Source organism: Pseudarcicella hirudinis, assembly GCF_900115665.1.
GTDB lineage: Bacteria > Bacteroidota > Bacteroidia > Cytophagales > Spirosomataceae > Pseudarcicella > Pseudarcicella hirudinis.
Window position 1 is genome coordinate 466,653 of record NZ_FOXH01000003.1, and the last position, 23,651, is coordinate 490,303.

Here is a 23,651-nt window from a genome sequence, read left to right on the forward strand (position 1 = left end):
ACCTCCAATAAGGGCAACAACAATCATTACTCGCTTTGCCAGCTTCTTGTTTACTTTCATAAATTTTGTTTTTAAAGAGTGAAATGTCAAAAATGACATTTCAAAACTGGAGAATCTTTAAAGTTTAATCAATAGGAAAAACGCCTATTTGGGTTTAAAATCTAAAAAACAGGTATTTTTCCTAGGCTAAATAATCATTCGTATTCATCCAATATGGTTGAATATTTTACTGCATAGCATAGTAGCTCTGTTGTACTTTTTAGTTGGAGTTTTTTGCAGATATTGCTTTTATGGTTCTTTACTGTATGAGTACTTATAAATAAGACATCTGCAATTTGTTGACTCTTATAGCCATTTGCAATGAGGAGAAGAACCTTCCGTTCTTGTATGGTAAGCGAATCAATAGATATATTCATAATATTATTAATGATTGTATGGGTGGTAAAACCGTAAGAACTTGGTTGAATCTATAGGCACATATATAAAATAGAATTTAGATATTTAATTTTGCGGGCTAAACTTAAAGAGCAGACATCAGATTGATTTTTCCTCATTCTTAGCATCTAACATGGCCTCATCAATTTCACAACGAGGGAGTTAGTCTATGTCAATCCGAATATTTATGGTTGGTTTGAGAATAATTGATACTCCAGATTGTAGCAAAAAGAAAAAAATAATCACTAAGAGAATTGTAAAGCTAAGTCTAGCCTGGTATTGAAATGTTAACATACTTATTAAACTTTTGATTAAGTGTAAAATTAAGTTTAATAGGGGTGTGCTGGTAGTAGGTTATATTGTTTAGTAATATTAATAGTAATGGAAAGATAAAACTAATCCGTTTGTTATAAATGTCCTTTTTGCTAAGAGAAATGTCTTTGTTGTTAATAATATACTACCAATCAAAGCATATCGCTGCTTTGGTTAGGACGAATCTGGTAGTTTATAATAGTTCATATTATAAGATACTTGTTTGTAGTGAGCTCTTTGAACCGCTAGAAGTTATAGGCGATCAGCAAATTGTAAGAGGAATAGATACAACTCTACAGGGTATAATCAGAGTAACACAGGATTTTATTTCGCATTTCTGTAAAAAACTATAGTTAAGTTCTTCTCTGCAATCTGAAAAAGGGGCTTGTTGTGCTTGGAGAGCATGATTTTGATGAGATGTTTTCCGATAAGGAATTGAGATTTAAGTAGCGAAAAATGGAATAGAAATATAAACGAGTTGCCAGGTAGTAAATGATAATTTGATGTATCTCAATCTGTTTTACTCTTTTCCCTAATTCGGCAGTTGTAAGGATATAGAACTTATAATTTGGTAGGTTGTTGCAAATGCATTATTAAGATTTTTACAAATATGTTGATATTATATTTTAAAGAGATAGCCTGTGTTATTCTAGTAATCTATACAATTTCAACATATTAGGAAAACTTCCTATTTAAAATCTTGCATAATGTTTTTACATTTGAAGCTTTCTACTAACTAAATAAGATGGTTCAACACCGAAGTTATCAAATCATACTTGCTTTTACTCTTTTGTCTTTTGTTGGGATTGCTTTGATATCACAATTGTCGCTTCAACTTAATCCTACTGAGTCAGTTGGGAGCATCGTTGTTAGATTTTCTTTACCAAATACTTCTCCTGAAGTTCTTGAACAACAACTTACCTCTAAAATTGAAGGTGCATTGAGTACAATACAAGGAGTCAAGAAAATATCCTCTCAGTCAATGTATAATTATGGATATGTTACGTTGGAGCTCGAAAAAAGAATTAATGTTGATCAAGTAAGATTTGAAGTAGCGATGCTTGTTAGACAGCTTTATCCGAAATTGCCAAAGGAAGCTGGTTATCCGGTCATTCAGCTCAATTCAAATGAAGGAATTGAAAAGCAGGAGTCGTTTATGACTATGCAACTAAGTGGGAACGGCCAATCAGAAGAATTAAGTAGGTATGTTGAGGAAAAACTCAATCCCAAATTAGCAAGTGTAAAAGGAATTTATAAAATAGAAAGTTATGGAGGGAATAGGTTAGAATGGATAGTTTCTTATGATAAACAGCTTTTAGATGCTTTAAATATAAATGAAAAGGCAATAGTTGATAGAATAGAACAGACTTTCAAACAGCAAGGTATCGGGCTAAGTAAAAATGCTGACGGACAATTGATTCGAGTGGTTCTGAATAATCAGAATCGAGATGAAGAGAGATGGAAAATTCCGATTGGCAAACAAAATAATCGTATTATTTATTTAACGGATGTTGCAAAGGTCTATCAGCAAGCCCGACCAGTATCTCAATTTTATAGAGTAAATGGAAAAAATACGTTGAATATTGTAATTACTGCGGATAAAGGCGTAAATCAAATTCAATTGTCATCACAAATTAGAGGAAAATTAAGTGAAATTAGAAATGCTCTCCCTCAATCCTACCAATTGGTTATAGAAGAAGATTCGAGCCAATATATAATTGAAAGTCTTGAAAAAATAGGTATTCAAGCATGTCTGGCACTTTTAATTTTATTAGGGTTTATTTGGATTACAATACGTAAATGGTGGTATCTTACTTTAATATCAATAAGTTTGGTCATTAACTTAGCTTTGTCCTTTATACTATTTTACATTTTCGAAATAGAAATACATCTATATTCCTTAGCTGCACTTACAACTTCACTTGGTATCATCATTGATAATACCATTGTAATGATTGAACATTATCAACGTTGCAGAAATCTCAAAGTATTCATAAGTTTGCTTGGTGCTACGTTTACAACGATTGCCGGACTTGTTGTGATTTTTTTTCTGCCGGAAGAGAATCGTGTAGCACTTACAGATTTTGCACTTGTGATGCTAATTACATTATTGGTTTCTCTGCCTGTTTCCGTACTTTTTATTCCATCTGTAATGGAAAGGATAAGAAAGAATGTTGTTTTGCAGACAAGAAATAAAGTCCGGGTTCTACGATTTAAAGTGAAAATCAGTCAATTCTACTTAAAAATTATTTTATTTCTCAAAAAATATCAGAAGACTACATATTTAATCGGAATTCTGGTATTTGGGATACCGTATTTTTTATTACCAGATAAAATAGCTCAACCTTTCTTTGCGGTAAATATTTATAATAAATGCATAGGAAATGAATGGTATCAGGAAAATGCAAAGCCGGTGCTGAATAAATGTTTAGGAGGAACATTACGACTTTTTGTTCAATATGTCTATCAATCATCTTATTTTCAAAGTACAGAGCGGACGGTTTTAAATATTTATGCTGGTTTACCAAATAATAGTACCATAGAGCAGATAAACGATGTTTTTAGAGAGCTTGAGGATAAAGCGGGGGAGTTTAAAGATATTGATAAATATGTTACCAATATCTATGATGCTCAGAACGGGACAATGCGTATTTATTTTACAACAAAAGCAGAAGAAAATGGCTTCCCTTACAGGTTAAAAAATATGATGGTTCAGCTTTCGGCGCAAATGAGTGGTATAGAATGGAATATATCTGGAGTGGGGCAAGGTTTTAATCAAAGTCTAAACGAAACAGAAACTCCTACCTTTAACGTAAAAATGGTGGGATATAACTATGACGAATTAGAAAGGCAGGCTCTTAAACTTAAAGAAATACTAGAAAAACATCCGAGAATTCAGGAGGTTAATATTAATACCAGTATGTATTGGTATAACCGTAAGTTACTTCACGAATATTTACTAAAAAGTGATGATAGAATTCTTTCGATTAGAAAAGTACCCAAAAAACAAATGACAGATTTATTAACTCAATTAAGTGCTCAACCCTCGCCAGACTTATATTCTTTTGTTAATAATGAGTATATTCCTGTAAAGATTACTCCTTTGGAAAGTCAGAAGATGAGCCTTTGGAATATTGAAAATATGGCACTTAAGCTGGATTCTTCTATTGTGAAATTGAGTGGTTTTTCAAAAATAGTGAAAGAAAAAATAATGCCTGAAATTCTTAAAGAGAACCAGCAATATTTACGGAGAATTAGTTTTACATATTTTGGCAGCAACGTTTTTGGAGAAAAGTTTTTAGAAAAAACATTGTCTGAATTCAATCGGACTACCCCGATCGGCTATAAAGCTGAGAAACAAAGCTATAATTGGCTTCCCGAGGGTAAAGAAACGCAATATTGGCTAATAGGGTTAGTCATAATACTCATTTACATTATTTGTGCTATTATTTTTGAATCGCTGCTTCAACCCTTTGCACTTATTCTCATTATCCCTTTGTCATATATAGGAGTGTTTTTGACCTTTTACTGGTTCGATTTCAATTTTGACCAAGGTGGTTACGCATCTTTTATATTATTAAGTGGGAATGTAGTTTGCGCAGCTATTTTTATTATAAACGAATACAATATCTTGAGGGAAAAATGCCCTTTTTCCTCAGACCTTAGTTTATATATAAAAGCTTTTAATCATAAACTTATACCTATTCTATCAACAGTTCTTTCAACAGTTATAGGACTTATCCCATTTTTGATTTATGGTGAGAAAGAACCATTTTGGTTTGCTTTTGGTGTTGGTACTATTGGAGGTTTATTGATGTCTTTAATTGTCATCCCGATTTTTTTGCCTTTATTTCTGAAAATGAAAAATTAGTTTTTATTTACAAGAAAACCTCAATCCACTTAGGCTAAAACATATAAATCTGCCAGGTTTCTGCCTAAACCATCGTAATCCAAACCGTATCCGAGTACAAACTTATTCTCAATCTCAAAGCCGGTATATTTAATATCCATAGGCTTTTTAAGGGCTTCCGGTTTCAGGAAAAGCGTAGCTAACTCAAGTGTTTTCGGATTTTTAGCCCATAATTGCTCTTTAATTTCACACATCGTCAGACCCGTGTCAATAATATCTTCAAGAATAATGACGTCACGGTTTTCCAGGTTTTCCTTCAACCCCAGAACCTCTTTCACATGTCCGCTTGAACTGGTGGATTCGTAAGAAGCTACGCGAACAAATGTTACCTCACAGGGAATGGTAATGTTTTTCAGTAAAGTTGCCGTAAACATAAAAGAACCGTTCAGGACACTCACGAAAAGCGGGCATTTATCTGCATATTCTTTATTAATCAGGCTGGCTAATTCCGAAATTCTTTGTTCCAGAGTTGAGCATTCAATAAATATTTTAAAATGTTTATCGTGAACCCGCAGGTGTTTTTGATCGTTGGTCATCGGTTGTTTTAGTTGTTGGAAATTATTCAAAATTACGCCTAAAAAGAGATTTAGAAAATTTTTTATGAATTTGAGACTTTAGCATCAGAAATAACGTTTTATTCAACACTCTGTTTCAGTAAAAATTAATCGTAATTTTGTCAGAATATAGAGGCTAAGAAACCTCAGATATAAGAATTCTAATAAAATGAAAAGTCAAATAATAAGATTCCTGGTCATTCTGACGGTGTTTATTCCGGGGCAGAACCAGGCGAATGCTCAGTGGTGGAAAGCAACGGAGGACGCAGAAAAGGAGCGTTCAAAGGGAATGCTTTTACTTACTTCTGAAGTGCAGATTGAGGCAACAAATGCAATCAATCACATGTACAATTTCAAGTTTTATGATGCTGAAAGGGAATTTAACTACCTGAAAGTCAAATACCCGGATCATCCGCTTCCGGAATTTCTTCTGGGTTTGATGGAATGGTGGAAAATTGTACCAAATACAGAAAATGTGCTGTATGATGAGCGTTGTCTGGATTATATGGATAAAAGTATCCAAAAAGCCGAAAAAATCTGGGATGATACAGAAAACCCCGAAGCCGCCTTTTTCATGGCTGCTGCGTATGCTTTTAAGGGGCGTCTTCATTCAGAAAGAAAACATTGGACAAAAGCTACTTTTGCCGCAAAAAATGCGTTGAAATACCTCGACAGATCTAGAAATTTTGCTGATTTTAGTCCTGAACTGATGTTCGGTGACGGACTTTATAATTACTATTTTCATTATGTAAAAGAGAATTATCCCTTGTTGCGCCCGGTTTTATGGCTTTTTCCAAAAGGGGATAAACCCAAAGGTATTCAGCAACTGGAAAAAGTGAGCTATAATGCTTTCTATACCAGAACTGAGGCAAGGTATTTTCTGCTACAGATTTATGGCATGGAGAATATGAATGATAAAGCGTATGACTTAGCCAGATACACGCACGATACTTATCCTGATAATCCTTTTTTTGAACGTTATCATGCAAGAACAGCTTTTGTAAGCGGACATATGGCTGAGGCAGAACAGCTTTCAAAAGACATCCTTCGTAAAATTGACGAGCATTATGCAGGATATGAAGGGGTGAGCGGGCGATATGCTACCTATATTCTGGCTTATTATGCTTATAATTACAATAAGGATTTTGCCAAGGCCAGGGAATATTATCAAAAAACCATTGAGTTTGCCGAGCAAACCAGCTCTACCAAATCCGGGTATTATTTATCTTCAATGATTGGTTTAGGAAAAATTGCCATGCAAAGCCAGGATTATGATAAAGCTATTGAATATTTTAAACAGGTAATTGATGATTCTGAAAGGAAATCTGCGCAAAGAGAAGAGGCTAAGAAACTGTTAACTGAAGCGAAAAAGGCCAGAAGGAAGAATAAATAAATTATCTCCATAGAAGACAGTCTTACATTGAAGGCTGTCTTTTGTTTTTCAATTTATAACTGGAAAAAATCGGATAATGGTCTGAATATGGGATCTCCGAATGTGTTTTAAAACTCGTGATATCCAATTCCTTACTGAAAAACTGATTATCGATTCTTACCCATTTAGGACTTCGGTTAAGTGTAAAACCAAATCCTTTCCCTGCTTCCTCAAAGCTGTTTTTAAGACGATCTCTTACCGTTCCGTATGCTAATCCGTAAGGGGTTTCATTAAAATCTCCGCAGAGAATTACCGGATAAGGGCTGTTGTTAATAACCCGGCTGATAGAAGCGATTTCGTCACGATGTCTTTCAAAACCCTTTTTCAATGAAGCAATGATGCCGCGTCCCTCTCTTTTTGCATCTGTATAATCATTGTCCTTCATTTGTCCGACAACTCTCCCTACTCTGATTCCCATAGACCAGAGCTGCATATTAATAACCCTGATTGTATCATCCTTGATTTTAATGTCAGCCACCAGATAGCCGTTATTAGCCTGCTCAAATTTCTTATATTCTTTGTAAATAATCGGATATCTTGAAAAAATAGCAACCCCGATCACCCCTTCGTTTGCATCCGCTCCATGTCTTTGAGCAATGGCGGCATAAGGGTGGGATTTTTTCATCATTCTGATGGTTTGAAAGCCCTTGATATATTGAGAATTATAAAATTCCTGAAAGCATTCTATATCTGCATCGTAATTGCTGATGAAGTCTATGCAGTCGTTGGTTAGCTTCAGAATCCCTTTTTCCTCCCACATACCTGCATGAAGTCCGTAAAGGTTAAAGTTTAATACACTGATATCTCCTTTTGAAGGAGCATTTTTATCGTGAAAAGTAATAGTTCTCTGGATAAAAGGATAACCGATAATCAGGACGATACAAGGTAAAATAGCTCTTGATGGTCTGATAAACAGCCACATAACAGCGATAAAAAAGCAGGTAAAGATGGCAATGGGCATTGACATCATGATGAATCCTGCAGACCAGTGTTCAATAATCAGGGTATAGCTCAATAAGTATGTGATAAGAGTATACATACAAATTGGCAAAGAACTAAGCCAAAGAAAAGAAGTGGTTAATTTTTTAAACATTTCGACTAATTGTAATATCTCTTGCAGGTATTTTTGCAGATTTTATACTTAAATTCTTAATATACAACGACTAAGTCAATGGATTTAGGTAAAACTTTCCGGAATAACTTTGCGAGTTTACGAAAATATTCCTACTTTTGCATTCCAATTTTAGAAAACACTGAAAATCAAGTCAATTATTAGCAGATGATCTGCCTGATTTTTTGACAATTTTTCGATAACAAATAACGTAATTTCATAATATAATGGCGAAGGTTTGTCAACTTACAGGAAAGAAAACACAGGTCGGAAACAACGTTTCTCACGCTAATAACAAAACTAAAAGAAAGTTTTATCCAAACTTGCAGACTAAAAGATTTTACCTTCAGTCTGAAGATGCTTGGGTTACTTTGAAAGTTTCTGCAAAAGCTATCCGTACTATCAATAAAAAAGGATTCGAGGCTGCTTTAATTCAGGCTGCCCGTAAAGGAACTTTAAGTGTATAATCGCACAGAATTCAGCGAATAGCATTTAGATTATTGATCTCAGACCTCATCAAATACATTTGATGAGGTTTTTTATGTAACAATGAAATTTATTTTCTGTTCACAACGTTCAACGTATGTTTGAATTATAAACCTTTTGGGCTTTAATTTGTCGAAAATGTATAAACAAAGTCCGGAAAACGATGCCTTTCTTCAATTTTCAGGATATTTTCTAATTAAGAGCCAGTTATTTAACGTCTAACAATTAACTGAATGTTATTATTACCTGCTGAACAGACACGCTATCAGAAACATCTTCTTCTCCCTCAGATTGGTTTGGAAGGACAATTGAAACTAAAAAATGCCAAAGTACTGGTAGTAGGTGCCGGAGGACTCGGCTGCCCGGTTTTATTGTATCTTGCCGCAGCAGGGGTAGGTAAAATCGGTATTATAGACGGAGATGTTGTTGATCTGACGAATCTTCAAAGACAGGTAATTTATAAGATTGAAGATATCGGCATTTCTAAAGCTGTGGTAGCAGTTTCCCGTCTTAAAAGCCTTAACGATAATATCGATTACGAGACAATCAATAGTAAGTTAAAAAAGGAGAATGCAGAGCCGATTATCGGTAGTTATGATATTGTTGTGGATTGTACCGATAATTTTACGACAAGGTACTTAATAAATGATTTTTGTGTAAAACTGGGAAAACCTTATGTTTATGGGGCAATTCATCAGTTTGAAGGACAAGTCTCGGTGTTTAACTTTAAGGATAAAGACGGAACGCCGGGGCCTACATACCGATGCCTTTTTCCTGAGCAGCCTTCTGAAGCCGAAATTCCGAATTGTTCAGATATTGGCGTATTAGGAATTTTACCCGGAGCTTTAGGAATGTATCAGGCAAATGAAGTAGTTAAAATGATAACCGGAATAGGTAAGGTTTTGAGCGGTGAACTACTTATGCTCGATTTACTGGAAAATACCTCTCAAAAAATAAAAGTAAAACGAAGAGCGAATGCTGAAGAATTAATTTTTCCGGTTGCCGGCAAAGATGAAAGTGCCTTTGATCTGGAAAGAAGTATTATGAAAACAATTACGGTGTATGAACTGGCAGAGAAACTGGAAAACAAAGATGATATTCTGATTGTCGATGTCAGAAATCATGATGAGTATGAAACCTGCCACCTTGAAGAAGCTCTGCTGATTCCGATGAACACAATTCCGAATAATATCAAGCATATTCCCAAGGATAAACCGGTTGTGGTTCATTGCCATCATGGCATCAGATCTGCGAATGTTATCCAGTTTTTAGAACAAAACCATGAATATCAGAATTTATATAACCTTACAGGAGGTATTGATGCCTGGGCACGTGAAATTGATGAAGAGATGATGAGGTATTAATCAGAGAAGAATTTTCTGAAGGGAATATTTATTTGAAGCCCACGAAATCAAGCGTGGGCTTTTTTGTAACTTTACTATCTAAGACGTTTCTTGAACTAAAAACATCATTTCCCGCTTCTTTACTTACGGATTTGATGAACGAAGTGAAAGTTTCCCTCAGAAAAGAACCTAATATTAAATCAGATGAGTATTCATATACTATGACTTCCTGAAGGCTTTGTTACCATCTGATACCAATAAAAAGAAGCTGCATAAAATTAGATGAAAGAAGTAGATACATTCGATATTAACGGGCACGAACAAATAGAGATTCTGGGTGCAAGAGAACATAATCTTAAAAATATAGATTTATCAATTCCCCGTAATAAACTGGTTGTTTTTACCGGAATAAGTGGTTCAGGCAAGTCTTCACTGGCTTTTGATACCATTTATGCCGAAGGGCAAAGAAGGTATATGGAAAGTTTCTCTGCTTATGCCAGAAGCTTTATCGGAAATATGGAAAGACCTGATGTTGATAAAATCAACGGACTTTCTCCCGTAATTTCAATCGAACAAAAAACTACCTCTAAGAATCCCCGATCTACGGTCGGTACAGTTACCGAAATATATGACTTTATGCGTCTTCTATTCGCCAGAACAGCTGAAGCATTCAGCTATGTGAGCGGCGAAAAGATGATAAAGCAGTCTGTTGACCAGATTATCGATATTATTCTTCAGAGTTTTGATAACCGGAAAGTGATCTTACTGGCTCCGGTAGTAAAAGGCCGGAAAGGACATTATCGTGAATTGTTTCTTCAAATTGCTAAACTGGGTTATACCAAGGTGAGGGTTGACGGGGTTGTGATGGAGATTGAGCCTAAGATGCAGCTGGACCGTTTTAAGGTTCATGATATAGAAATAGTAATTGACCGCCTGATCGTAAAAGAAGAAGACCGGTTCCGCATTTCTCAATCCGTTCAGACAGCTCTTAATCAGGGAAAAGGTCTGATGATGCTTTGTGACGATAAGGGAAATATTCAGAATTTCTCTAAAACACTGATGGATCCGGTATCCGGAATAAGTTATGATGAACCGGCTCCGAATACATTTTCATTCAATTCACCATATGGAGCCTGCCCTACTTGTAATGGTTTGGGAATGGTGGAAGAAATTACGGAATCTTCTATTATTCCGGATCACTCCTTAAGTATCAGTCGGGGAGCAATTGCTCCGATTGGAGAATACAGGGAACTTTGGATTTTCAAACAACTTGAAGTGCTTTTGAAGCCATTTAAGGTCAGTCTGAGTACACCGATTTCAAAATTTCCTCAGGAAGCCATAGAAATAATGCTCTATGGAACAGATGAACCTGTACCCTTGCCTTCGAAGAAATATGAAGGAACTGAATGGAATACAAAATATGAAGGGATCATTAACTTTTTGAAACGTCAGCAGGAAAGCGGTTCGGAGAAAATACAGGACTGGCTGAAAGATTTTATGGTAGTGAAAACCTGTCCGACCTGTAATGGAATGAGGTTGAAACAGGAAGCATTACATTTTAAAATAGATCATAAAAATATCTCTGAGCTGGCTCGGATGGATATTACGGAGCTGTCAGCCTGGTTTGAAAACCTGGAAGACCGTTTATCAGACAGACAAAATCAGATTGCCAGAGAGGTTTTGAAAGAAATACGGAAAAGAATTGGCTTTTTGACAGGTATTGGCCTTGAATACCTCACCCTGAACCGGGCCATGAGGACTTTATCCGGAGGTGAATCTCAGCGGATTCGTCTCGCTACGCAGATTGGTACACAGCTGGTTGGTGTTTTATACATTATGGATGAACCCAGTATTGGATTGCACCAGCGAGATAATGTAAAGCTAATCCAGGCTTTGAAGGATTTAAGAGATTTGGGTAATACTGTTCTTGTGGTTGAGCATGATAAGGATATGATGCTTGAGTCTGATTACATTGTTGATATAGGACCTGGAGCGGGGCGTCACGGAGGACAGATTGTAGGAAAAGGAACGCCGGATGAGTTTTTGAAGAATAATTCCCAGACCGCTAATTACCTGAGTGGAAAAGTGGCGATTCATGTTCCGAAACAAAGAAGAAAAGGAAACGGGAATGTGCTTACTATAAAAGGAGCAACCGGAAATAATCTTCGGAATGTAACGTTGAAACTTCCTTTGGGAAAGATGATTTGTATTACTGGTGTTTCAGGTTCAGGGAAGTCATCTCTGATTCACGAAACAATGTACCCGATACTCAACCGTCATTTCTATAATGCCAAGCGTGAACCTATGCCACATGAATCTGTGGAAGGATTGGAGCATCTGGATAAAGTAATTGAGGTAGATCAGTCTCCTATCGGTAGGACACCAAGGTCAAATCCGGCTACTTATACGGGAATGTTCTCAGATATCCGCACACTTTTCTGTGAGTTACCTGAATCCAAGATTCGTGGTTATAAAGCCGGAAGGTTCAGTTTTAATGTAAAAGGAGGGCGCTGTGAAACCTGTGAGGGAGCAGGGATGAAGAAAATCGAAATGGAATTTCTTCCGGATGTACATGTTGCCTGCGAAACCTGTAAAGGAAAGCGTTTTAACCGTGAAACATTGGAGGTACGATTCAAAGGAAAATCGATCGCAGATATTCTGGATATGACTGTAGAGCAGGCTGTGACATTCTTTGAAAATCAGCCTAAAATTCTGAGAAAAGTTCAGACCCTTTCAGACGTAGGTTTAGGATATATTACCTTAGGACAGCATGCCACGACTCTTTCAGGCGGAGAAGCACAAAGGGTGAAACTGGCAGAAGAATTATCCAAAAAAGATACAGGAAAAACTATGTATATTCTGGACGAACCTACTACAGGTCTTCATTTTCAGGATATCAGCCATTTATTGGATGTTTTGAACAAACTGGCTGACAAAGGGAACACCGTATTAATTATTGAACATAACCTGGATGTAATTAAAGTGTCTGATCATATTATCGATCTGGGGCCGGAAGGTGGAAATAAAGGAGGACAAATTATTGCAGAAGGAAGCCCTGAAGAAGTGGCGAAGTCTAAGAAAAGTTATACAGCAAAATTCCTGAAGGCAGAACTGGAAATGAAATAATTACGAAAGAGTATCAGATTGAAAATAACGCAAAGGAGCAGGTGAAAGCCTGCTCTTTTGCGTTATTTTCAAGTCTAATTATAAAGAGGAGTCAGGCATATTTGCTATTATTTAATAAACCTCAGAGATAATAGTTAAACAGAAAGAGATAAATTTGGAAGGGCTCCCATAATGCATTTATATGAAACAATTTTCCTTTTTAATATGAAATAGCCTGAATTTGATCCCGATAAGTTTTCCGGAACAATATTTTGAAAATAACATGCAATTTGAATAATTTTCAAATGTTATGCTTGCATACTAATATTGATTTTATCATCTTTGTATTGTACAGTTTAATAGGGAAATTGTTTAAATTGACTATAAAAAAGGCGGAGGTTTTGAGAACAATACTCTGTAAACTGTCTGACAGGCACTCAAATTGAAATTATAAAACCATGCACATTCTTCAACAAATATTATTTTTAGTCATTCTGACTGCGGCAGGTTATTTAATAAGCAGAAGAGTAAGGACTATTAAAAGGACGATTGAACTTGGTCGCCCGGAAGATCGCTCCGATAATCCATCCCTGCGAATGGCCACCATGCTCAGAATTGCTTTCGGTCAGAAAAAAATGTTTGACAGGCCTATTATAGGACTGATGCATTTTATAGTATATGCAGGTTTTTTACTGATAAATATTGAAGTCCTTGAAATTGTCCTGGACGGAATTTTAGGAACGCATCGCCTTTTTGCTCCTTTTTTAGGAAATACTTATTTGTATCTCATAGATTTCTTTGAGTTTTTGGCAGTTGGTGTACTTCTCGTTTGTGCAATTTTTCTTATTCGCAGAAATATTACGAAAGTCGAACGACTGCAACCAACACGTCATCGGGAATTAAATGGTTTTCCGGTGATTGATGCCAATATCATTCTGACTTCTGAAATTGTGTTAATGATCGCATTACTTTCTATGAATGCAGTGGATAGTATTTTGCAGCAAAGAGGAAATGAGCATTATCACCTGATAGGTACTTTTGCTTTCAGTGGTTTTTTGAAACCGATTTTTTCTGGCTGGACTGATTCAGCGCTTGTTATTTATGAGAGAATTGCCTGGTGGTTTCACATCGCGGGTATTTTGGCATTCGCTGTTTATGTGACTTACTCGAAGCATCTTCACATTTTTCTGGCCTTTCCAAATACCTATTTTTCAAATCTGAATCCGAAAGGAGAAATGTCAAATATGCCTTCTGTGACAAAAGAAGTTCAGATTATGCTGGGTTTGGTACAGCCTGATAATGAAGCTCCGGCCGAAATTGCAAGATTCGGAGCAAAGGATGTCAAAGACCTTTCCTGGAAAAATCTGATGGATGCCTATTCCTGTACAGAATGCGGGCGTTGTACATCTCAATGTCCTGCCAACTTAACCGGAAAGCAGCTTTCTCCGAGAAAAATTATGATGGACACGCGCGACAGGCTTGAAATTGTCGGGAAAAACATGGAAGCCAATGGCGGGAATTTTGTAGATGACGGAAAATCTTTACTGGGGGATCATATTTCAGCGGAAGAACTGAGAGCCTGTACAACCTGTAATGCCTGTGTGCAGGAGTGCCCGATTAACATTTCGCCGCTTGATATTATTTTACAGTTAAGACGTTTTCAGATTATGGAAGAGTCTGACGCACCTGCTTCCTGGAATGCAATGTTTTCGAATCTTGAAAATAATCAGGCTCCCTGGAAATTTTCAACAAATGACAGATTTAACTGGGCTGACAGCCTGAAAAGTTAGCAGATATTGTAACAATTGACCTTTAAAACAGCTAAAACTCTCTTTTGTTCAGTTATGAAAAATTTCATTAAAGTTCTTTTTGGTCTGGCAATCTTTCTGGTGATAGGGTATATGGCCGGTCCAAAGCCGGAGGCACCAAAGTTTGAGACTAAAACTTTTGTTTTACCTGATGCCTTACCCGATCTGGAAAAACAGATCAATGAGGAAGAACTTTTGGTAAAAGGACTTCGTCCTGATAACCAGGCAAGGATTGTCTGGGCTGATTCTTCTCAGAAGGTTAAAACGAAGATAGCTTTGCTTTATATACATGGTTTTTCAGCAAGTCAGGGAGAAGGAGATCCAGTGCATAGGGATTTGGCTAAAAAATTCGGAGCAAACCTTTATCTGGCCCGTTTGGCAGATCATGGAATTGATCTGGGAGATTCTACGATGAACCATGTTACTTCGGATGACTATGTTAATTCTGCTGAAAAGGCTTTGGCAATAGCTAAAAAAATAGGGGATGAGGTAATTGTTGTAGGAACTTCTTTCGGGGGAGCCTTAACCTTATATCTGGCTTCAAAACACCCTGAAATTAAATCAATTGTACTCTACTCTCCCTGCATTAAGGTATATGATAAAAATGCTGAATTGCTTGATAATCACTGGGGAAGACAGCTGGCAAAACTGGTAACAGGTTCAGAAACCAGGGTTATTAACTCACCAAGTGCAAAATATAGTCAGTACTGGTCAACCAGATATGATATAAATGGCGTAATAGCCCTCCAGAATTTCCTGACCCATGCGATGAATAAAGAGACATTTGAAAAGGTGAAATGTCCTGTTTTTCTGGCATACTGGTATAAAAATGAAGAAGAACAGGATAAGGTAGTTTCCGTTCCGGCTATGCTAAAGATGTATGACGAATTAGGTGTTCCGCTTAAATTGAAGAAGAAAGAGGCTTTCCCTAATGCCGGACATCATGTTTTAGCTTCTTATGTGGTTTCGAAAGATTATCAGGGAGTTGAAAGAGAAACGGAGGCTTTTTTGAAAGAGGTTTTAAGTTATAAATAAACCCGTAAATATATTCAGGTTAATACAATGGGCCCTAGTTTAATATTATATGCTGTCCCCTTTTTTCTGATTACTGTTATACTGGAAGCAGTGCTGGTAACGCGTGAACAAAAGGATTTTATCGATAAAACTGATTCTTTCACTTCTATCGCATTAGGAATTGGGAATTTACTTACAGGATTGATTACCAAAGGCTTTATCTGGGGTGTGTATGTCTTGTTGTATGAAAAATTCAGAATTTTTACCCTGGATATGTCGGTCTGGTGGGTTTGGGTTTTAGCATTTTTTGCTGATGATTTCAGTTATTACTGGTTTCACAGAGAAGCTCATTTGATTCGTTATTTCTGGGCGTCTCATAAAGTGCATCATTCTTCTCAGAAATATAATCTTGCCACAGCATTGAGGCAAACCTGGACAGGAAATCTGACAGGTTCTTACATATTTTATCTGTGGATGCCTCTGGTAGGATTTCATCCGATAATTATTGTTACGATGCAGCAGGTTAGTCTTTTGTATCAATACTGGATTCATACAGAGACTATTAATAAAATGTGGAAACCTTTTGAGTTTTTGTTTAATACCCCTTCTCATCACAGGGTTCATCATGGTTCTGATGTGAAATACCTTGACTGTAATTATGCAGGAATTCTGATTATCTGGGACAGAATGTTCGGAACATTTGTAAAGGAGCAGGAGCGTCCGAGATATGGTTTAACCAATAACCTGAATACCCATAACCCGGTTAAAATTGCATTCAGTGAATGGGTCGATATTATCAGGGATTTAGGAAAAGCGGGAAGCCTGAAAAATGCGTTTATGTATATTTTTGCGCCTCCGGGCTGGAGTCCTGACGGCTCTACAAAAACAGCTAAGGAAATGCAGAAAGAACTTGATTTTATGGAAAAAAATCGATAATCTCAATCTGACAGCAAATAAAGTTTTGGTTACCGGGAGAGTTCATTGTTTCGGACTCCCTCAGAAATAAAGAAGATATGTCACAGGAAATGGAATATAAAGTGCCGACTATGGCTGAAATGCTCGCTGCGAATGAATCACCTGAAATTCTTTTTTGGGTTGGCTGCGCAGGGTCTTTTGATGATCGGTATAAAAAAGTAACAATTGCTTTTTGTAAGATTTTAAATAAAACAGGAATTAAATTTGCCGTATTGGGTACAGAAGAATCCTGTACCGGAGATCCGGCAAGAAGGGCCGGAAATGAGTTTCTTTTCCAGATGCAGGCTACGATGAATATTCAGGTGCTTGATGGATATGGTGTAAAAAAGATTGTAACAGCCTGTCCGCATTGCTTCAATACGCTTAAAAATGAGTATCCTGAACTTGGCGGGAATTATGAAGTAATCCACCATTCCGAATTTTTGCAACAGCTGATTAATGCCGGGAAAATAAAAATGGAAGGCGGAGGGGAGTTTAAAGGGAAAAAGATTACCTATCATGATTCCTGTTATCTGGGAAGAGCTAATGATGTATATGAAGCTCCGCGTGCCGTGCTGGAAGCCCTTGATACGGATTTGGTGGAAATGAAACGTTGCCGTACAAAAGGTCTTTGTTGCGGAGCGGGAGGAGCGCAAATGTTCAAAGAACCTGAAAAAGGGAAAAAAGACATTAATGTTGAGCGAATAGAAGATGCTTTGGCAACAGGCGCAAATACAATTGCAGTGGCTTGTCCGTTTTGTATGGTCATGATGTCAGATGGCGTTAAAAACAAGGAAAAAGAAGATTCTGTAAAAGTTTATGACCTGGCGGAACTCATTGAGGCCAGTATGTAGTTTTACGGTTATCAATCATTAATCAGAAAGAAGGATGTTAGTTCATTATGATAAAATGCCTGAAACGGCAAGAGTGTGGATTTACCAGGCCGACAGAAATTTAAGCGATGCTGAAGTGATACATGTTCAACAACTATTGGAAGGTCAATTGTCTGAATGGGCAGCGCATGGTGCTTCACTCACAGCGGCGGTGAAGGTTTTCTTCAGAAGATTTGTGGTAATAACGCTTGACGAATTTCAAAATGCAGCCTCAGGCTGTTCTATTGATACTTCCGTGAGATGGCTGAAAGATCTTGGCGCTGAAACGGGAATAAACTTCTTCGATCGTTCTATTGCTTTCTGGCATAATAATGAAATTAAAACGGTTGAATTAACTCAGATAAAGTCATTGGTTTCTGAAGGTATTTTGACACCTGATACTTTGATTTTCAATAATTTAGTTGCTCAGAAATCTGAGTTTCAAAGCAAATGGCAGCAAAAAGCCGGGGAAAGCTGGATGAAAAGATATTTTCAGCAGATTCCGGCTTAATAAGGTTCGCTCATTTTTGAAAAAGGAGTATCTTTGCTCCGAACAAAATTGAGAATATGTCTGTTTTTTTGCTACTTTTTACCTTTTTCAATTTCCTGATAGTTTTTAAAAAACGAAATGAAATTGAAAAAGGAGTTTTTACCCGGTATCGAATTGCCATTCTGGAATCCCTGCTGGCCATATCATTTCTGATATTTATCTTCGTAGAAGTCCTTTCATTTTTCAATAGGTTAAATAGCTTTTACCTGTCAGTTTGCTGGTTTTTTGCTTTTTTGTTAAGCAGTATTATTGCTTATCCGCAAAGAGACGCTTTGTCTGACGGGAAAAAACTACTTAGTCAGTTTGGTATATTGAATCAAAAATACCGCTGGTTCCTTTTCTTTTTGCTCTTATCCGGGATAATTCCCTTGTTATTTCTGGCCATCTATAATGCACCAAATAACAGGGATTCGATGGATTATCATCTTGCCAGAATAGTTCAGTGGGTGCAGAATGGAAATGTAGATCATTTTGCCACAAATTTTCCCCAGCAATTATACCACAATGTTTTTGCGGAATATGTAGTAACCAATGTCATGTTGCTCTGTGGCAATGATTACTTCATCAATTGTATTCAGTTTGTTGCCATGTTGGCAGTTTTGCTTTATGGTACTTTGATTGCAAAACATTTTGGGTTGAGTTATAAAGGCCAGATAATGGCCCTGGTGCTTATTTTTTCGTTTCCCATTGAGTTACTGGAAAGTACTACTACTCAAAACGACATTTTTGCCAGTTTCTACCTTATGGCCTTTGTTTATTATGGCCTGAAACTGATTAATAATCAGCAATTTGTATGGAGGGACGGGTTTTTTATGGTATTGGCTTTAAGTTTGGGTGGTTTTACCAAATATCCGGTATTTTTCTTCGCTTTGCCATTCAGCTTATGGTTTGGAATTGTCTGTTTGAGAAGATTTGGATTGCCACAGAGTATGAAATTACTGGCTTTAGGATTTTGCGGATTAGCACTCGTTTTTTCATCATTTTATGTCAGAAACTATGAATTGTTCGACTCAGTTTTAAGCCCTAGAAAGAATACCAGAATATATGTCGAAAATATTGATGCCGAAAAGCACGGTGTCAGAGAGACATTGGCAAATTTATCTAAAAACCTGAGCTTGCATGTAGGTTTACCAAGTCAGTCATACAATGAGGCCGTAGCCTTAAAAGTGAAGGAATTTAATAACTGGATGGGAATCGATGCAGATGATGAACGGCTTTCCTTAAATGGTGGTGGAAAATATGAAGTATTATTTTCCTTAAATGAAGACACAACCGGAAATTTTTTACTGCTTATTCTTCTGGCTATATCCATACCGCTGTTCTTTTTTATGAAGAATAAACCGAAAGACTCAACCCTGTTTCTGATTTGTATTTTGGCAGGCTATGTAGTTTTTAGTAGTCTGGTAAAATGGCAGGCATTCAGTTCAAGAACACAGATTGGCTTTTTTGTAGGGGCTGCCATTTTCATAGCTATGGTCTTCTCAAGCTTCAGAAAGTTTCCTGCGCTGGGCTTTATGTATGTGTTACTTCTGAGCTCTTTTCCATTTATTTATGGTAACCCGAATAAGCCCGTGTTGCCGTTTAATTACCTGGCGAAAAAAATGATAGGATATGCTCCCAAATCAATTCTGATTGTGGATAAAGAGCAAAATGTGGAAACGTATAAGGAAAATCCGTTGATTCAGCGATATTATGATTTTGAGAAACCTTTTTGCCCCTTAAAAGCCCCTGTAAATAAAACAGAAGAAAGACAGATTTTTCAGACACTCGATTCGCTGAAATATTTCGATTATTTAAAGACAGATGTATTCAATACAACGCGTTATGAACAGTATTTTATTCATGATTCAAATATAAAAGGAGATAAAGATTTTGCAGAACTTTTGAAACACCTTCCTGCCAATACACAGAATCTGGGCATGATGTTTCAGGCAAGAATGGGTTTCTATCATTTATGGAAAATGTTTAGAGATAAATATGGTGATCACGCTTCCATGAAATACATTGTTTACCTGAAAGATTATCAGAAACTGGATAATGTGAAGAAACCTTTTCCTTATCAGTATATTGTAGCCGACAGCGAAAGTCTGGTTAATGAAAATATAATTAAAGGAGATATTGAAAACGTTGAGAAATTCGGTGAATTTCTCCTGATTAAGCTAAAGAAAGTATCCGATAAACATTATCTGCTTTAAAATCTGTAAAAATGTTTATGATGGTGATTGATGCAGGATTAGACTGAATTGTTTTAAGCTGTTTGAAAAAAGCGTAAATTTGAGAACAATAAATATGAATATATGTTCTTACTGTTTTTAATACTTACTGTTGTAAATCTTACAGTTTTTTTTAAAAAGAGTCAACTAACACATCAAGGAGTTTTTACAAAATGGAGAGTGGCAATTTTAGAATCGTTGCTTACTGTATCTTTCCTGACCTATTTGTTCGTTGAAATTCTCTCTTTTTTCAATATATTTAATCAGATCTGTCTTAGCGTTTGCTGGTTCATGGCATTTGGTTTTACGGTAAGACTGGCAAACCGGTCTGACAAAAAAGAGTGGCTGGAATTATTCCGGCAATTTACCCTGCTTAAAAAAAACTATTTCTGGTTTTTAATTCTCTTTTTAACCTTAGGACTTGCTCCTCTTTTATTTCTGGCGATTTATAATGCGCCCAATAACCTTGATTCAATGAATTATCACCTTGCCAGAATAACGCAATGGATTCAGAATCAGAATGTAGGGCATTATGCAACAAATCATCCCCAGCAATTATACCACAATGTTTTTGCAGAATACCTTTTGGCTAATGTATTACTATTGACAGGAAATGATTACCTGGTTGATTGTGTACAGTTTTCTATGATGATTGCTGCATTGATTGCGGGGACATTGATTGCCAGACAGTTTGGCCTGAACTATAAAAACCAATTGATTGCAATGATGCTGATGTTTTCATTGCCCATCAGTTTATTGGAAAGTACCACTACCCAGAATGATTTAACAGCAGGATTTTATTTTTTGGCTTTTTTGTTTTTTGGGATAAAATTCATTCAGAATCAGGAGTTTATATGGCGGGATGCTTTGTTTATGGCACTTGCTCTGGGTTTAGGAGGATTTACCAAATATCCCGTTTTTTTCTTTGCTTTACCTTTTTGCTTTTGGTTTGGAATTGTGTGTCTCAGCAAATACGGTATTCTCCAAAGTCTCAGATTACTTGGTTTGGGTATGGGTTTGATTGTCTTGATCTTTACTCCGTTTTTTATAAGGAATTATACCCTTTTCGAATCCGTGCTGAGTCCGGAGATGAGCTCTTTGATCCATACTGAAAACATAGAAGCCAGTCAGCATGGCATAAAAGAGTCTTTAGCCAATGTTTCCAAGAATCTGGGACTTCATTTAGGATTGCCATCAGGTTCGTATAATACAGCGGTGGAGTCTGCAATAGTTAAATTCAACCATTTTCTCGGATTTGACATTAATGATGAAAGATTGTCTCTTGTCGGGAAAAATGCGTTATTTAAGGTTCAGTTTTTCTTTAACGAGGATACTTCGGGTAACTTTTTAATGTTGTTCCTTCTGATTATTGCCCTGTTTCTGCTCATTTTTCAACGCAAAAATAGCCTTGAACTCAAATTATATACCATATCTATCATAATTGCATATATCGTTTATTGCAGTTTAGTGAAATGGCAAATGTTCAGTTCAAGAACACAATTGGGTGTTTTTCTGGCAAGTGCTGTGCTGGTTGCCTGTGTATTCTCAAGATATAGCAGATTTCCAAGACTGCTTTTGCTTTATTTTCTCCTGCTGGTTTCTATTCCTTACATTTATGGGAATCCCATGAAACCCGTTTTTCCGGTAAACTATTTAGCTAAAAAAGTTATTCATTATATCCCTTCTGCACTGGCAGTAGCAAAAGATGATCCTAATGCTTCGCATTACCCTGAAAGTGCATTACTCAGGAAATATTATGATTTCAGTAAGCCTTTTGCCCCTTTAAAATTCACACCGGATAAAAAGGAAAAAGTATTGGTATTTAATACCCTCGATACATTTGGGTATTACCGGAAAATGGAAGAAGATGTCTTTAATACGAGTCGTTTTCAACAGTATTTTATGCACGATCCCAATCAGGATGGCTATAAGGATTTTGAACTTGTTTTGCAGCATTTACCTGCCGATACAAAACATTTGGGAATGATTTTCGCGAAAAGGGTTGGCTTTTATCATCTTTGGTCGATGTTTAAGACGAACAGAGGAAACGATATTGCAATGAAGCATGTTCTTTATGCAATCAATTATGAAAAACTGCCAAACGTTGAAAAACCTTTTATCTACCAATATATTATCTCTGATAATGAAAAACTGATTAAAGATTTTATTAATCCGGCGGATATAGCTTCAATTCAGAGATGCGGAGAGTTTTTATTGATTAAAATGAAACAATCGTCGGACAAGCGATACACGTATGACCGTCCGATTGAAGGAAAATATTAAGTAATACGAGTTAACAATTTCAGAGAAGAAAATGGCTGAGAGTTTATTGATACCTGAAAGCGGGTCAAGAAAAGAAATTTATGATGCAATTATTCCTCAGATAAAAGCCTTAGTGGAGGGAGAAACAGACCTTACGGCTAATCTGGCTAATATTTCGGCAGTTTTGAAAGAGGCTTTTGGCTTTTTTTGGGTAGGATTCTATTTGAAAAAAGGCCAGCAATTGGTATTAGGCCCATTTCAAGGGCCAATCGCCTGTACCAGAATCAATTTTGACAAAGGTGTTTGCGGCTATAGCTATACCACCAAAGAGGTAGTTTTGGTACCTGATGTTGAAGCTTTTCCGGGGCATATTGCCTGTTCATCTGCTTCAAAATCAGAGATTGTACTGCCGGCTTTAGACAAAAACGGAGATGTATTTCTTGTTTTGGATGTAGACTCGGATAAGTTGGATGATTTTTCAGAAGAGGATTCTGATGGACTTTCAAAAGTAATTAAAATAATAGAGGGGCTTATTTAGCCCCTCAGAATATCTTATAATCCAATCGGATTCAGCTTAATATTACACAAGTTCTGCGATAACAGTCTCACCACCTACAGGTCTGTCTTCCAGATTTACAAGGATTTTGGCATCCAAAGGCAAATAAATGTCAATTCTTGAACCGAATTTAATAAATCCGAATTCTGAACCCTGTTCAACTTTCTGGCCTTCTTTTACATACCAGCAGATTCTTCTTGCCAAAGCTCCGGCAATCTGACGGAAAAGCACTTCTGTTCCGTTATCATGTTTTACAACTACTGTTGTACGTTCGTTATCAGTACTTGATTTAGGATGCCAGGCTACAAGATATTTACCAGGATGGTATTTGAAATAAGATACAATACCGGCAATCGGATTAAAGTTGATATGTACGTTAACCGGAGACATAAAAATTGAAACCTGACGACGAGGGCCTTTAAAATATTCAGTTTCAACAGTTTCTTCAATCACAACGACTTTCCCGTCAGCCGGAGCAATTACGTGCTTAGGGTTAACAGGAGTAGTTCTGGTAGGTTTTCTGAAAAACTGGAGGATAATAAGAGCGAAGAAAACGCTAAATACAATTGTGATTTTTCGTACAAGATCATTTTCCGGAAAGAAATAGGCAATTGCCCCGTTTAAAACTGCCAGAAAAATTGTAGTAACTAAAATTGTACCGGTGCCTTCTTTGTGAATTGTCATTTTTTGTGTAAAAAATTTTGTTTGAGAAATCGTCTTAGCCGCAAAAATAA

General features: G+C 36.6%; 17 protein-coding genes. 13 read left to right on the forward strand and 4 right to left on the reverse strand.

The window, feature by feature from the left end:
* Nucleotides 1-194 precede the first annotated feature (194 nt).
* A complete protein-coding gene (locus BM179_RS25795) occupies nucleotides 195-416 on the reverse strand; it encodes a response regulator transcription factor (protein WP_092014757.1) in 222 nt (73 codons plus the stop codon).
* A 1,076-nt stretch (nucleotides 417-1,492) separates the two neighbouring features.
* Between BM179_RS25795 and BM179_RS07810 the strand changes: the two genes are divergently transcribed.
* On the forward strand, nucleotides 1,493-4,618 hold the full coding sequence (locus BM179_RS07810) for an efflux RND transporter permease subunit (RefSeq protein ID WP_092014763.1): 3,126 nt from the start codon (nucleotides 1,493-1,495) through the stop codon (nucleotides 4,616-4,618).
* A gap of 29 nt (nucleotides 4,619-4,647) precedes the next feature.
* Here BM179_RS07810 and hpt read toward each other — a convergent pair whose 3' ends face one another.
* Nucleotides 4,648-5,193: a hypoxanthine phosphoribosyltransferase gene (hpt, locus tag BM179_RS07815; RefSeq protein WP_092014766.1), complete on the reverse strand. Its 546-nt coding sequence runs from the start codon at nucleotides 5,191-5,193 to the stop codon at nucleotides 4,648-4,650.
* A 187-nt stretch (nucleotides 5,194-5,380) separates the two neighbouring features.
* On the opposite strand from hpt, the gene BM179_RS07820 reads away from it, so the two are divergent.
* Nucleotides 5,381-6,604: a tetratricopeptide repeat protein gene (locus BM179_RS07820; RefSeq protein ID WP_229632919.1), complete on the forward strand. Its 1,224-nt coding sequence runs from the start codon at nucleotides 5,381-5,383 to the stop codon at nucleotides 6,602-6,604.
* 22 nt (nucleotides 6,605-6,626) lie between these two features.
* Here the strand turns inward: BM179_RS07820 and BM179_RS07825 are convergent, their stop codons facing one another.
* Nucleotides 6,627-7,736, reverse strand: a complete 1,110-nt coding sequence (locus tag BM179_RS07825) for an endonuclease/exonuclease/phosphatase family protein (protein ID WP_092014769.1) — start codon at nucleotides 7,734-7,736, stop codon at nucleotides 6,627-6,629.
* 245 nt (nucleotides 7,737-7,981) lie between these two features.
* Here BM179_RS07825 and rpmB point away from each other — a divergent pair, with 245 nt between their 5' ends.
* From rpmB to msrC, 11 genes are all read left to right on the forward strand, one after another.
* Nucleotides 7,982-8,221 carry a 50S ribosomal protein L28 gene (gene rpmB / locus BM179_RS07830; protein WP_092014772.1) on the forward strand — a complete coding sequence of 80 codons (240 nt, stop codon included), beginning with the start codon at nucleotides 7,982-7,984 and terminating at the stop codon, nucleotides 8,219-8,221.
* 252 nt (nucleotides 8,222-8,473) lie between these two features.
* Nucleotides 8,474-9,604: a molybdopterin-synthase adenylyltransferase MoeB gene (moeB, locus tag BM179_RS07835; RefSeq protein WP_092014775.1), complete on the forward strand. Its 1,131-nt coding sequence runs from the start codon at nucleotides 8,474-8,476 to the stop codon at nucleotides 9,602-9,604.
* Nucleotides 9,605-9,865: 261 nt separating this feature from the next.
* Nucleotides 9,866-12,709, forward strand: coding sequence for an excinuclease ABC subunit UvrA (uvrA, locus tag BM179_RS07840; RefSeq protein WP_092014778.1), 2,844 nt, complete (start codon nucleotides 9,866-9,868; stop codon nucleotides 12,707-12,709).
* A 437-nt stretch (nucleotides 12,710-13,146) separates the two neighbouring features.
* Nucleotides 13,147-14,478 (forward strand): 4Fe-4S dicluster domain-containing protein, encoded by a 1,332-nt coding sequence (locus tag BM179_RS07845; protein ID WP_092014781.1) that lies wholly within the window; start codon nucleotides 13,147-13,149, stop codon nucleotides 14,476-14,478.
* A 54-nt stretch (nucleotides 14,479-14,532) separates the two neighbouring features.
* Complete coding sequence (locus BM179_RS07850; protein WP_092014785.1) at nucleotides 14,533-15,531, forward strand: alpha/beta hydrolase; 999 nt, start codon at nucleotides 14,533-14,535, stop codon at nucleotides 15,529-15,531.
* A gap of 27 nt (nucleotides 15,532-15,558) precedes the next feature.
* Nucleotides 15,559-16,446 (forward strand): sterol desaturase family protein, encoded by an 888-nt coding sequence (locus BM179_RS07855; protein WP_092014797.1) that lies wholly within the window; start codon nucleotides 15,559-15,561, stop codon nucleotides 16,444-16,446.
* Nucleotides 16,447-16,523: 77 nt separating this feature from the next.
* A complete protein-coding gene (locus BM179_RS07860) occupies nucleotides 16,524-17,318 on the forward strand; it encodes a (Fe-S)-binding protein (protein WP_177219325.1) in 795 nt (264 codons plus the stop codon).
* Nucleotides 17,319-17,352: 34 nt separating this feature from the next.
* The gene (locus BM179_RS07865) at nucleotides 17,353-17,847 is read left to right on the forward strand and encodes a hypothetical protein (RefSeq protein ID WP_092014798.1); all 495 of its coding nucleotides are present in this window, start codon (nucleotides 17,353-17,355) and stop codon (nucleotides 17,845-17,847) included.
* A gap of 56 nt (nucleotides 17,848-17,903) precedes the next feature.
* Entirely contained in the window at nucleotides 17,904-20,081 is a 2,178-nt protein-coding gene (locus BM179_RS07870; protein WP_092014800.1) for a glycosyltransferase family protein, read from the forward strand.
* 309 nt (nucleotides 20,082-20,390) lie between these two features.
* The gene (locus BM179_RS07875; RefSeq protein WP_218159177.1) at nucleotides 20,391-22,382 is read left to right on the forward strand and encodes a glycosyltransferase family protein; all 1,992 of its coding nucleotides are present in this window, start codon (nucleotides 20,391-20,393) and stop codon (nucleotides 22,380-22,382) included.
* A gap of 31 nt (nucleotides 22,383-22,413) precedes the next feature.
* Nucleotides 22,414-22,899, forward strand: a complete 486-nt coding sequence (gene msrC, locus BM179_RS07880) for a free L-methionine (R)-S-oxide reductase MsrC (protein WP_092014804.1) — start codon at nucleotides 22,414-22,416, stop codon at nucleotides 22,897-22,899.
* A gap of 42 nt (nucleotides 22,900-22,941) precedes the next feature.
* On the opposite strand, the gene BM179_RS07885 is transcribed toward msrC, so the two are convergent.
* Entirely contained in the window at nucleotides 22,942-23,601 is a 660-nt protein-coding gene (locus tag BM179_RS07885; protein ID WP_092015045.1) for a phosphatidylserine decarboxylase family protein, read from the reverse strand.
* Between the last annotated feature and the right edge of the window lie 50 nt (nucleotides 23,602-23,651).

Excerpts from the sequence above, each read along its gene's own strand:
- BM179_RS07860 (WP_177219325.1), top strand. The coding sequence starts at position 16,524 with ATGTCACAGGAAATGGAATATAAAGTGCCGACTATGGCTGAAATGCTC.
- uvrA (WP_092014778.1), top strand. The coding sequence starts at position 9,866 with ATGAAAGAAGTAGATACATTCGATATTAACGGGCACGAACAAATAGAG.
- moeB (WP_092014775.1), top strand. The coding sequence starts at position 8,474 with ATGTTATTATTACCTGCTGAACAGACACGCTATCAGAAACATCTTCTT.
- rpmB (WP_092014772.1), top strand. The coding sequence starts at position 7,982 with ATGGCGAAGGTTTGTCAACTTACAGGAAAGAAAACACAGGTCGGAAAC.
- BM179_RS07825 (WP_092014769.1), bottom strand. The coding sequence starts at position 7,736 with ATGTTTAAAAAATTAACCACTTCTTTTCTTTGGCTTAGTTCTTTGCCA.
- BM179_RS07820 (WP_229632919.1), top strand. The coding sequence starts at position 5,381 with ATGAAAAGTCAAATAATAAGATTCCTGGTCATTCTGACGGTGTTTATT.
- BM179_RS25795 (WP_092014757.1), bottom strand. The coding sequence starts at position 416 with ATGAATATATCTATTGATTCGCTTACCATACAAGAACGGAAGGTTCTT.
- BM179_RS07845 (WP_092014781.1), top strand. The coding sequence starts at position 13,147 with ATGCACATTCTTCAACAAATATTATTTTTAGTCATTCTGACTGCGGCA.
- BM179_RS07850 (WP_092014785.1), top strand. The coding sequence starts at position 14,533 with ATGAAAAATTTCATTAAAGTTCTTTTTGGTCTGGCAATCTTTCTGGTG.
- BM179_RS07810 (WP_092014763.1), top strand. The coding sequence starts at position 1,493 with ATGGTTCAACACCGAAGTTATCAAATCATACTTGCTTTTACTCTTTTG.
- BM179_RS07865 (WP_092014798.1), top strand. The coding sequence starts at position 17,353 with ATGTTAGTTCATTATGATAAAATGCCTGAAACGGCAAGAGTGTGGATT.
- BM179_RS07870 (WP_092014800.1), top strand. The coding sequence starts at position 17,904 with ATGTCTGTTTTTTTGCTACTTTTTACCTTTTTCAATTTCCTGATAGTT.
- msrC (WP_092014804.1), top strand. The coding sequence starts at position 22,414 with ATGGCTGAGAGTTTATTGATACCTGAAAGCGGGTCAAGAAAAGAAATT.
- hpt (WP_092014766.1), bottom strand. The coding sequence starts at position 5,193 with ATGACCAACGATCAAAAACACCTGCGGGTTCACGATAAACATTTTAAA.
- BM179_RS07885 (WP_092015045.1), bottom strand. The coding sequence starts at position 23,601 with ATGACAATTCACAAAGAAGGCACCGGTACAATTTTAGTTACTACAATT.
- BM179_RS07855 (WP_092014797.1), top strand. The coding sequence starts at position 15,559 with ATGGGCCCTAGTTTAATATTATATGCTGTCCCCTTTTTTCTGATTACT.
- BM179_RS07875 (WP_218159177.1), top strand. The coding sequence starts at position 20,391 with ATGGCATTTGGTTTTACGGTAAGACTGGCAAACCGGTCTGACAAAAAA.